The organism is Amnibacterium sp., assembly GCF_036559085.1.
GTDB lineage: Bacteria > Actinomycetota > Actinomycetes > Actinomycetales > Microbacteriaceae > Amnibacterium.
Genome location: NZ_DATBTU010000055.1, coordinates 1 through 9,812 on the forward strand (window position 1 = coordinate 1; position 9,812 = coordinate 9,812).

A 9,812-nucleotide genomic window follows, 5' to 3' on the forward strand; every position below is an offset into this window, starting at 1 on the left:
CCCACATCTCGTTCACCTGGCTCGGGAACTCCACGAAGTCGCGCGGGACGTTCGTGCCGGCGGTCTTCGGGTACCGCGTCGCGGCGAACAGGCCGTGGAGCGCGTGCCCGAACTCGTGGAAGAGCGTCTCGGTCGAGTCGAGCGTGAGGAGCGCCGGCTCGCCCGCGGGCGGCTTCAGCACGTTCAGGTTGTTGACCACCACCGCCTGGTCCTGATCGAGCACGCCGACGCGGTCGACGATCGAGTTCATCCACGCGCCGCCGCGCTTCGTGTCCCGGGTGAAGAGGTCGAGCAGGTAGAGGCCGAGCACCCCGTCCTCATCGGCGACCTCGAAGACGCGCACCTCGGGGTGATAGCCGGCCAGGTCGGTCCGCTCGGTGAAGCGCAGTCCGTAGAGGCGGCCCGCCGCGGCGAACACCCCGTCGCGCAGCACCCGGTCGGCCTCGAGGTACGGCTTCAGCCGCTCGGTGTCGAGATCGAACCGGGCCGCGCGCTCGCGCTCGGCGGCCCAGGCCCAATCGGACGCCGGAAGCGGCCCGTCCCTGCCCGTCTCCTGCCGCATCCGGTCGGCCAGCGCCGCCGCCTCGGCGCGGGCGTTGCGCGCGGCCGCCGGCACGAGCCGGTCGAGCATCGCCGACACCGCCTCGGGCGTGCGGGCGGTCTCGTCCGCGAGGACCGAAGCGGCGTGGTTCGGGAAGCCGAGCAGGTGCGCGCGGCGGGCGCGCAGCCGGACGATCTCGAGCACGAGCGGCCGGTTGTCGTGCTCGCCGGCGCGGGAGCCGCGGGCCAGTGACGCCTCGAGCAGCCGCGCCCGGACCGCCGGCCGGGCGAGGCTCGCCAGCGCCGGCTGGCTCGTCGGCAGCACCAGGGTCAGCAGCCACCCGTCGAGGCCGCGCTCGTCCGCCGCGGCCCGCGCCGTCGCGCGCTCGTCCGGCGCGAGCCCCTCGAGGTCCGCCGGGTCCGTGAGGTGCACGGCGAGGTCGTTCGAATCAGCGACGAGGTTGGCGTCGAAGCGGGTCGTCAGCTCCGACAGCCGCTCGTTCAGCATCCGCAGCTCGTCCTTGCTCGCCGTGGGGAGCGCGGCCCCGGCGAGGACGAACTCGGTGTGGTAGCGCTCGGTGAGGTAGCGCTGCTCGGGTTCCAGCGACTCGCGGTCCGTGTGCACCGCCTCGATACGGGTGAACAGGCGGCTGTTGAGGTGGATGGCGTCCTCGTGGGCGGCGAGGCGCGGCGCCATGCGGGCCTCGAGGTCCCGGATGGCCGGACGTCCGTCCGCCGCGCTGATGGTGAAGAACGCGGCGCTCACGCGACCGAGGAGCCCGGCCGCCATCTCGAGCGCCTCGATGGTGTTCTCGAAGGTCGGCGCCTCAGGGTTCTCCGCCACCTTCGCGACGGCGACCAGGTGCTCGGACATGCCGCGCTCGAACGCCGGCTCGTAGTCATCGTCCCGGATGGAGGCGAACGGGGGCAGCCCTGCGGGCAGCGGACTCGGCTCGAGGAACGGGTTGGCGGCCATGTCCGCAGTGTAGGTCGGGCACCCCGAACGGGGGACCGCAAAGGAAATGATGCAAAGATCTGCTTGCAAAGAAGCCTTTGGGGTGGCAGAATGGCCTCATGAGCGATGAGGGGACCCCTGGCACCCGCCAGGTGAGCCTGGACGCGCTGCGGGCGCTCGCGCACCCGCTCCGCGTGCAGCTCTTCAGCGCGCTCACCAGCTTCGGACCCGCCACCGCGAGCGCGCTCGCGGCACGGCTGGGCGAGTCGAGCGGATCCACCAGCTACCACCTGCGCCAGCTCGAGAAGCACGGCTTCGTCCGCGAGGACACGAGCCGCGGCAACGGACGGGACCGCTGGTGGGAGCGCACGCCGGGGCAGATCGAGGTGCTCGGCCCCGACCTCGTGGACAGCGAGGCGGCCCGGGCCGCCGGCGAGCTCGTCGAGTCCGAGTTCCAGCGGCTCGAGGAGGAACGCTTCGGCGCCTTCTGGCGGGCGCGCCACACGCTGCCCGCCGCGTGGCGCGACAACGCGGACATCTTCTCGATCAACCTCGCCCTCTCCGCGGAGGAGCTCGCCCGCTTCGGCGAGGACTTCGAAGCGCTCGTGAACCGTTACCGCGGCCTCGGCGCCGACGATCCGGAGCGCCGCAGGGTGGACATCCATCTCCGCGCGTTCCCCGTCATCGACCCCACCACCACCACACAGCAACCGATCTCTCCGGACGATCCGGAAGGAGCACAGCGATGACCACCACCGCCACCATCCCCACGATTTCCACCACTCCTGCCACCGCGGCAGCCGCATCCGACGTCCGGCTCGTCCCCGTGCCGACCGGCGCCGGCGTCCCGCTCGCCGACCGGATCCTCATGCACGTCGGCCTCGCCCTGCTGCTCGCGAGCAGCAGGCACGCCAACCGGCCGGTCCGCGAGGCCCGCCCCGCCCGCGTCGTGCAGCCGGGTCACCCCGCCGCGGAGACCGTGCGCCCGTTCTGCTGATCCGCCCGTCCTGACGTCCGACACGCCCGAGAGGCGTTGCGGGCCGGGAAGGCGCTGCGCTACGGTCGGGTGCTCGCCGGAACAGGAAGGAGGCGCAGCATGACGATCCACATCACGCCGAAGCGCCACCTCTCCGGCATCGTTCTCGCGTAGCGGTTCGACCACCGGTCCCGCTCGCCACCGACCCTCTCAGGGTCGGTCCCTCTTCGCGCTGCTGCAGCCGAGGAGCCTCTCGCCGCCTGCCGTGCAGGCATCTGCTTCGCACACCCCTGTGCGGAGAACCGGGCGCGTCCGCGCGCCCGGCGCCCATCCGGGCACGTCACGAAGGACACCACCATGAACACGACACTGCTCGAGGAGCGGGTTGCCGGGGCGGAGTGGGCCGAGCCCACGCTGCCGCGACTGCCGCTCGCCGACCGCGTCGCGCTCCGCGTGGGCGTCGCCCTGATCCTCTGGGGTCAGGAGCACGCCCTGCGGGCCGACCGCCGGGAGCAGGCTCGTCGCGCAGGAGCGGCACGCTCCGTGGACGAGGCCCGCTCCGCGGTCTTCGTGCAGCGGGCCGGCTCCGGCCCCGTGCGATGAGGCTGCGGCCGGCATCTCCGATGCGGCGCGTCCCTCCGGTCCTGCCGGTCGGGCGCGCCGCATCGCCGTCTCAGGCGGAGTCGTCCGTGGTGTCCAGGTCCACGCTCGTGATCAGCGCAGCGTTCTCGCCGGGGACGAGGCGGATTCGGGTGCCGTCGTCGAGATCGACGATCGGGCGCCCCTCGAGGTAGGTGAGGGTCCACGCCCATCCGTCGGTGGGCTGCCCAGCGGCGGACAGTTCCTCCTCGACGGATGCGAGCGCAGCGCGGACCGGGTCCGGCAGGGACGCGGGCGGCGTCGCGCCGACCGGCCACCTGGTGCCGAGCTGCACCGGCTAGCCGACCGGCAGGTCGTGCAGCACCCAGCCGCCTGCGGACGCGGCGAACTTGTCGTGCAGCGCCTTCGCGGCCGGGTCGTCGGGTCGGGAGACCCAGCGCACGGCGGCGCGACCCTCGTCCTCGGCACGGGTGCGCACGTGCTCCACCAGTGCGGTGGCGACGCCCGCGCGGCGGGCGTGCTCGGCGACGTAGAGATCCTCGATGAGGACGGTCGAGTCGCCCTGGAGCAGTCGGTCGAGGACGACGAAGTGCACGAGGCCGACCGTGTCGCCTCCCTCGTCCGTCGCGACGACCGCGTGGGCGTCATCGCTCTGCAGCTTCGTCCACACGCGCATGGCGTGCTCGTCGGTGAGCTGGATGTCGGCCGAGGTCGCGTACTCGGTGAAGAGCGCGTACCAGGCGAAGAAGTCCCGCTCGGCGAGCGGTTTGATGGTGACGGTCACGGCCGGCCCCTTCAGAACGATTCGGTCGGTTGGAACACGACGTCGGCGACCTCGACGGTCTCGCCGCCGGGATCGAGCGACAGGGATCCGATGCGGCCCGCTGCCCCCACGTCGCCGGCCACGAGTCCGATGCGGTGCACGGTCTGCTCTGGGCCGGTGATGCGAGCCGATGCTACCGGCGTGCGCTGCGACACCTTGGCATCGGTCTTGGCGCGTCGGATCCCGATCAGGGCCTCGCCCGCGGCGGCGAGGAGCTCCGGATCGCCGCCGAGCGCCGTCGGCTCGGGCCAGCTCGAGGCGTGCAGGGAGCCGTCGTGCGACCAGCTCCACGCCTCCTCGGTCGCGAACGGCAGCACCGGCGCGAGCAGCGCGAGCAGGGTGTCGAGCGCGATGCGGAGCGCGGCGACGGCCGAGTCGCGGCCGGGTCCGGTGCCGTAGGCGCGGTCCTTCACGAGCTCGAGGTGGTCGTCGCAGAAGGTCCAGAAGAAGGGCTCGACGACCTCGAGGGCCCGTGCGTGGTCCTCCGCCTCGTAGGCGCGGGTCGCGTCGTCGACCACCCGGTCGAGCGCGGCGAGCATCCCGAGGTCGAGCGGCTCGGTGACGGCGGCCGCCTCGAGGGTGGACGCCTCGAGGCCGAGGATGAACTTCGCCGCGTTCAGCACCTTGATCGCGAGCTTGCGTCCCTTGCGCATCTGCGTCGGGTTCTGCATGTCGAGCGCCGCGTCCGTGCCGAGCCGGCTCGTCGCCGCCCAGTACCGCACCGCATCCGATCCGTGCTGCGCGAGCACGTCCGCGGGGGTGACGACGTTGCCCTTCGACTTCGACATCTTCTTGCGGTCGGGGTCGACGATGAAGCCGCTCAGGGTCGCGGTGCGCCACGGCAGGGTGTGGTGCGCGAGCTCGGAGCGCAGCAGCGTCGAGAAGAGCCAGGTGCGGATGATGTCCTGCCCCTGCGGTCGCAGGTCGAACGGGAAGACCGCCTCCCAGAGGCCGTCGCCGCGGGAGCGGCCGCCGGCGAGCTCTGGCGTGAGCGACGAGGTCGCCCAGGTGTCCATCACGTCGACCTCGCCGACGAAGCCGCCGGCGCGCCCTCGGTCGGCCTCGGTGAAGCCGGGCGGCACGTCGGTCGAGGGATCCACGGGCAGGGCCGAGCGCTCGGGCACGAGCACCTGGTCGAAGTCGGGGTCGCCCTCCTCGTCCAGCCGGTACCAGACGGGCAGCGGGACGCCGAAGAAGCGCTGGCGGGAGACCAGCCAGTCGCCGTTCAGGCCGCTGACCCAGTTCTCGTAGCGGACCCGCATGAAGTCGGGCACGAAGCGCAGCTCGCGGCCGCGCTCCAGCAGGCGCTCGCGCAGCCGTTCGTCGCGGGCGCCGTTCACGAGGTACCACTGCCGGGTCGGCACGATCTCGAGCGGGCGGTCGCCCTTCTCGAAGAACTTCACCGGATGCGTGACCGGCCGCGGCTCGCCCAGGAGGGCGCCGGATGCACGGAGCTGGTCGACGACGGCTGCTCGGGCGCTGAAGACCGTCTTGCCGGCGAGCTCCGCGTAGGCCGCGCGGCCCGCGTCGGAGTCCATGCCGTCCGGGGCATCCGACACGAAGCGGCCGTCGAAGCCGATCACCGTGCGGGTCGGCAGGTCGAGCTCGCGCCACCAGACCACATCCGTCAGGTCGCCGAAGGTGCAGATCATCGCGATGCCGGTGCCCTTGTCGGGCTGCGCGAGGTGGTGCGCCAGCACCGGCACCTCGACGCCGAAGACGGGGGAGCGCACCGTGCTGCCGAAGAGGTCGCGGTAGCGCTCGTCGTCCGGATGCGCCACGAGCGCCACGCACGCCGGGAGCAGCTCGGGCCGGGTCGACTCGATCACGACGTCGTGGGCGCCGTCCGACCGGGCGAACGCGATCGCATGGTACGCGCCGGGCTGGTCGCGGTCCTCGAGCTCGGCCTGGGCGACAGCGGTGCGGAACGTCACGTCCCAGAGGCTCGGCGCCTGCGCCTGGTAGGCCTCACCGCGCGCCAGGTTGTCGAGGAACGCCTGCTGCGAGATCGCGCGGGCCTCGTCGCCGATGGTGCGGTAGGTCTGCGTCCAGTCCACGGAGAGGCCGAGGGAGCGCCAGACCGCCTCGAACTGGCGCTCGTCCTCCTGGGTGAGGCGCTCGCAGAGCTCGATGAAGTTGCGGCGCGAGATCGGCCGCTGGTCGGCCGCCCTCGTCGACTTCGCGGTGCCGTCGGCCGGCGGCGTGAACGCGGGGTCGTAGGGCAGCGACGGGTCGCAGCGGACGCCGTAGTAGTTCTGCACCCGGCGCTCGGTGGGCAGCCCGTTGTCGTCCCAGCCCATCGGGTAGAACACGCGCTGGCCGCGCATCCGATGGAACCGGGCGAGCAGGTCGGTGTGGGTGTAGCTGAAGACGTGCCCGATGTGCAGCGACCCGGACGCGGTCGGCGGCGGCGTGTCGATGGAGTAGACGCCCTCGCGGCCGACTTCGGGGACCGAGAAGCGGTAGACCCCCCGCTCCTCCCAGACCCGCGCCCACTTGTCCTCGAGTCCCTCGAGGGCGGGCTTGTCGGGAACCTGTGCGGCGCCGGGCGTCGTCGTCATGACTGCTCCATCGATATGTGCGGCACCGCGTCCGCCGGAGGTCCGGCTGGTGCCTGAGTTGAGGCCCCGAAGGGTCGCGCCAAGCGTACCGGGCGCACCCGGCGGCGAGGGCGGACGGGGGCGGTACCGTTCGACCGTGCGGGGAGGGGCGTGGCTGCGGGTCGCCCCCGCGATCCTCATGCTCGCCTACGGCGGCAACCACTTCAGCGTGCTGCTGCTGCTCTACCGCGCGCGGGAGGGCTACACCTCGGTCCAGGTCGACCTCCTGTTCGCCCTCTACATCGTCGGGATCATCCCGGGCCTGCTCGTCGTCGGTCCGCTCTCCGACCGGTACGGCCGCAAGCCCCTGCTCGTCGCCGGCGTCCTGCTCGGCTGCCTCGGCTCGAGCGTGCTCGCGGCGGGCGCGGGATCGGTGGGGGTGCTCGGCGTCGGGCGCCTCGTCTCCGGGATCAGCGTGGCGATCGCGATGGTGGTCGGCAGCAGCTGGGTGAAGGAGCTCTCCACCGACGTGCCCGGGCCGGTCGCGGCGCGGCGGGCGTCCCTGTCGCTCACCGCCGGCTTCGGGCTCGGCCCGCTCGTGTCCGGCCTGCTCGCGCAGGTCGCCCCGGCGCCCACCGTGCTTCCCTATCTGGTGCACGTCGTGCTGACCCTCGCCGCAGGCGCCGCGCTGCTCGGCGCGGAGGAGACGCGGGCGCCGTCCGGGGTGCCGCGGACGTCGCTGCTCGCCGACCTCGGCGTTCCGAGGGACGTCCGGCGGCGGTTCCTCTGGGTGATCGTGCCCGGAGCGCCGTGGGTGTTCGGCTGCGCGGGACTCGCATTCGCCATCACGCCGGCGCTCGTCGCCGAGCAGATCGGGGCCTCGGCGGTGCTCTACGCCACGTTGCTCGCCGTCGTGGCGCTCGGTTGCGGCGCCGCCATCCAGCCGTTCGCGGTGCGGATCGGGGCCGCGACGGGCGGCCGGCAGTTGCTCGTCGGCATGGGGCTCGTGCTCGTCGGGCTGCTGCTCGTGGCGCTCGAGTCCGTCGTGCGGCTCCCGGCGCTCGGGGTGGCGATCGCGGCCGTGCTCGGCCTCGCGTACGGGCTCTCCCTCGTGTCCGGCCTCACCGAGGTGCAGCGGATGGCACGGCCGGACGACCTCGCCGGCATCACGGCGGTCTACTACAGCGTCACCTACGTCGGATTCACCTTCCCGGTCGTGCTGGCGGCACTCACGCCGTTCGCCCCGGAGCCGGTGCTGCTGCTCGCCCTCGCGGTGCTCGCGGCCGGCTGCCTCGGGGTCATGGCCGCCCGCATCCGCATCTCCTGACGCCGCCCCACCCGCGTCTGCTGTCCGCAGGGACAACTGCTGCCCGTGAATCGCGAGCAGTTGTCCGTGCGGACAGCAGTCACTGTGGGCCACTGTGGGGCCGTCGCCGACCACGGGCGCAAGAACCACTTGTTCTAGTGTGAATAGAAGAATAGAGTGACCCTGTGCTCCTCCGCATCGATCCCGCCTCGGCCGCGCCGCTCTTCGAGCAGCTGGCCGCGTCCGTGCGCACGGAGCTCGTGCGCGGCGGGATCCGCGCCGGCGACCGGCTGCCGTCGGCGAAGGAGGTCGCGGCCGCCCTCGACGTCAACCTGCACACCGTGCTCCGCGCCTACCAGTCGCTGCGCGACGAGGGCGTCGTCGATCTGCGGCGCGGCCGTGGGGCCGTCGTCACCGACCGGGCGTCCGGCTACGCCGACCTGCACCGGGAGATCCCCCGACTCGTCGAGCACGCCAAGGCGCTCGGCATCGGCCCCGCGGCGCTCGCCGCGATGATCAAGGAGGTCTACTGACATGGCTGCCGACTACTCGCGCCGCCTCCCGCTGCTCGCCGTCGGCGTGCCGACGCTGATCGCGGTGGCCTCGGCCGCCTGGCTGCTCGCAGCCCTGCCGACGCTGCCCGCGGAGGTGACCGTCCATTGGTCGGTCACCGGCGTGCCCGACAAGACCGCACCGGCCGCCCTCGCGCTGATCGCCCTGCCTGCCTCGATCGGCTTCGGGCTGCTCGTCTGGTCGGTGCTCCGGCGTCCGGCGAACGTGCGCGGCGCCACCGCCCCGCGCATCCTCACCGCTGCCGCCGTCCTGTTCGCCACCGTCGTGAGCGGCGGCGTCACGTCGACCCTCATCGTCGCGGCGCGCTCGGGCGGTGCGTTCCCCTGGCTGCTGCTCGCCGGCACGTTCGTGCTCGGGGCGGTCCTCGGCGCGCTCCCCGCCCTGCTGCTGCCGGCTCCGCCCGTCACGGGGCCGCGCGAGTCGGTCGCCGTCGCACCGCTGCCGCTGAGTGGCTCGGAGCGCGTGGTCTGGGTCGGCAGGGCCGCGCCGTCGGCCGTCGTCACCGGCGTGCTCCTCGTCGTCGCGGGCCTGATCGCCGCGCTCGCCGTGCTGCTCGCCGTGTTCGTCACGCCGGTGCTGCTCGTGCTGCTGATCCCGGCCCTCGCGGCAGCCGCCGGGTCGAGCGGCTGGCGGGTCCGCCTCGACGAGCACGGCGCGCTCATCCGCGGCGCGCTGCCGCCGATGGTGCTGCGGGTCGCGCTCGCCGACCTGGCGGCGGCCCGCGTCACGACCGTCGCGCCCGTCGGCGACTTCGGCGGATGGGGTGCCCGCTACCGCCACGGCGTCACGGGGATCGTCACCCGGGCCGGGGAGGCGCTCGAGCTCGAGCGCACCGACGGGCACCGCCTCCTCGTCACCATGGAGCACGCCGCCGAGGCGGCGGCCGTGCTCACCGCGCTCCTCGCCCGGGCTCACGGCACGGTGCCGCACGTCGGCTGACCGGGCCTTGGCCTTGGCCTCGGCCTCGGCCCGGCGGCGGGCCAGGATGGCGGCACCGACGGCAGCGCGGCCGGAGGGGGAGGGATCGGGATGCGGATCGGCCTGACCAGCGTCTTCGTCGACGACCAGCAGAAGGCCCTGCGGTTCTACACCGAGGTGCTCGGCTTCCGGCCGAAGCGGGACGTGCCGCTCGGCACCTACCGCTGGCTCACCGTCGTGTCGCCCGAGGACCCGGACGGAGTGGAGCTGCTCCTCGAGCCCGACGCGCATCCGGCCACCCGGCCCTTCACGCAGGCGCTCGTCGCCGACGGCATCCCGTTCGCCTCCTTCGCCGTCGACGACGTGCACGCGGAGTTCGAGCGGCTGCGCGGGCTCGGGGTGCGCTTCACCCAGGAGCCGACCCCGATGGGGCCGGTCGTCACGGCGGTGCTCGACGACACCTGCGGCAACCTGATCCAGCTGACGAGCCCCGCCGCCTGATCCCGCACCGGTCGCCCGACCCCTCGTCCCGGTCGCGCTTCCATCGGCGGTTGCCACTGCTTGCGACCTTGGCGGCCTCG

At 73.2% G+C, this 9,812-nt stretch carries 11 protein-coding genes; 7 read left to right on the top strand and 4 right to left on the bottom strand.

The features are described from left to right. On the bottom strand, nucleotides 1-1,516 hold a 1,516-nt coding region (locus tag VIG76_RS09575), incomplete at its 3' end, for a M3 family metallopeptidase (protein ID WP_331953545.1). A 98-nt stretch (nucleotides 1,517-1,614) separates the two neighbouring features. Here VIG76_RS09575 and VIG76_RS09580 point away from each other — a divergent pair. From VIG76_RS09580 to VIG76_RS09590, 3 genes are all read left to right on the top strand, one after another. Beyond that, nucleotides 1,615-2,244: an ArsR/SmtB family transcription factor gene (locus tag VIG76_RS09580; RefSeq protein WP_331953547.1), complete on the top strand. Its 630-nt coding sequence runs from the start codon at nucleotides 1,615-1,617 to the stop codon at nucleotides 2,242-2,244. Next, nucleotides 2,241-2,492 (top strand): hypothetical protein, encoded by a 252-nt coding sequence (locus VIG76_RS09585; protein ID WP_331953549.1) that lies wholly within the window; start codon nucleotides 2,241-2,243, stop codon nucleotides 2,490-2,492. The genes VIG76_RS09580 and VIG76_RS09585 overlap by 4 nt, the downstream gene beginning before the upstream one ends. Nucleotides 2,493-2,828: 336 nt before the next feature. Then, nucleotides 2,829-3,074, top strand: coding sequence for a hypothetical protein (locus VIG76_RS09590; protein WP_331953551.1), 246 nt, complete (start codon nucleotides 2,829-2,831; stop codon nucleotides 3,072-3,074). A 70-nt stretch (nucleotides 3,075-3,144) separates the two neighbouring features. Here the strand turns inward: VIG76_RS09590 and VIG76_RS09595 are convergent, their stop codons facing one another. The 3 genes from VIG76_RS09595 to valS are packed head-to-tail and all read right to left on the bottom strand — an operon-like array spanning nucleotide 3,145 to nucleotide 6,455. Next, nucleotides 3,145-3,405 (bottom strand): hypothetical protein, encoded by a 261-nt coding sequence (locus VIG76_RS09595; protein WP_331953553.1) that lies wholly within the window; start codon nucleotides 3,403-3,405, stop codon nucleotides 3,145-3,147. Between the two features lie 3 nt (nucleotides 3,406-3,408). Further along, nucleotides 3,409-3,855, bottom strand: a complete 447-nt coding sequence (locus VIG76_RS09600; RefSeq protein ID WP_331953555.1) for a GNAT family N-acetyltransferase — start codon at nucleotides 3,853-3,855, stop codon at nucleotides 3,409-3,411. An 11-nt stretch (nucleotides 3,856-3,866) separates the two neighbouring features. Then, nucleotides 3,867-6,455: a valine--tRNA ligase gene (gene valS / locus VIG76_RS09605; RefSeq protein ID WP_331953557.1), complete on the bottom strand. Its 2,589-nt coding sequence runs from the start codon at nucleotides 6,453-6,455 to the stop codon at nucleotides 3,867-3,869. Between the two features lie 136 nt (nucleotides 6,456-6,591). On the opposite strand from valS, the gene VIG76_RS09610 reads away from it, so the two are divergent. From VIG76_RS09610 to VIG76_RS09625, 4 genes are all read left to right on the top strand, one after another. Further along, nucleotides 6,592-7,761 carry an MFS transporter gene (locus VIG76_RS09610; RefSeq protein ID WP_331953559.1) on the top strand — a complete coding sequence of 390 codons (1,170 nt, stop codon included), beginning with the start codon at nucleotides 6,592-6,594 and terminating at the stop codon, nucleotides 7,759-7,761. A 164-nt stretch (nucleotides 7,762-7,925) separates the two neighbouring features. Next, a complete protein-coding gene (locus tag VIG76_RS09615) occupies nucleotides 7,926-8,273 on the top strand; it encodes a GntR family transcriptional regulator (protein WP_331953561.1) in 348 nt (115 codons plus the stop codon). A gap of 1 nt (nucleotide 8,274) precedes the next feature. Continuing rightward, nucleotides 8,275-9,252 carry a DUF1648 domain-containing protein gene (locus VIG76_RS09620; RefSeq protein ID WP_331953563.1) on the top strand — a complete coding sequence of 326 codons (978 nt, stop codon included), beginning with the start codon at nucleotides 8,275-8,277 and terminating at the stop codon, nucleotides 9,250-9,252. 90 nt (nucleotides 9,253-9,342) lie between these two features. Then, entirely contained in the window at nucleotides 9,343-9,732 is a 390-nt protein-coding gene (locus VIG76_RS09625) for a VOC family protein (protein WP_331953565.1), read from the top strand. The last annotated feature ends 80 nt before the right edge of the window (nucleotides 9,733-9,812 follow it).

Coding starts and splice junctions, on each gene's coding strand:
- VIG76_RS09580 (WP_331953547.1), top strand. CDS start 1,615: ATGAGCGATGAGGGGACCCCTGGCACCCGCCAGGTGAGCCTGGACGCG.
- VIG76_RS09585 (WP_331953549.1), top strand. CDS start 2,241: ATGACCACCACCGCCACCATCCCCACGATTTCCACCACTCCTGCCACC.
- VIG76_RS09590 (WP_331953551.1), top strand. CDS start 2,829: ATGAACACGACACTGCTCGAGGAGCGGGTTGCCGGGGCGGAGTGGGCC.
- valS (WP_331953557.1), bottom strand. CDS start 6,455: ATGACGACGACGCCCGGCGCCGCACAGGTTCCCGACAAGCCCGCCCTC.
- VIG76_RS09620 (WP_331953563.1), top strand. CDS start 8,275: ATGGCTGCCGACTACTCGCGCCGCCTCCCGCTGCTCGCCGTCGGCGTG.
- VIG76_RS09625 (WP_331953565.1), top strand. CDS start 9,343: ATGCGGATCGGCCTGACCAGCGTCTTCGTCGACGACCAGCAGAAGGCC.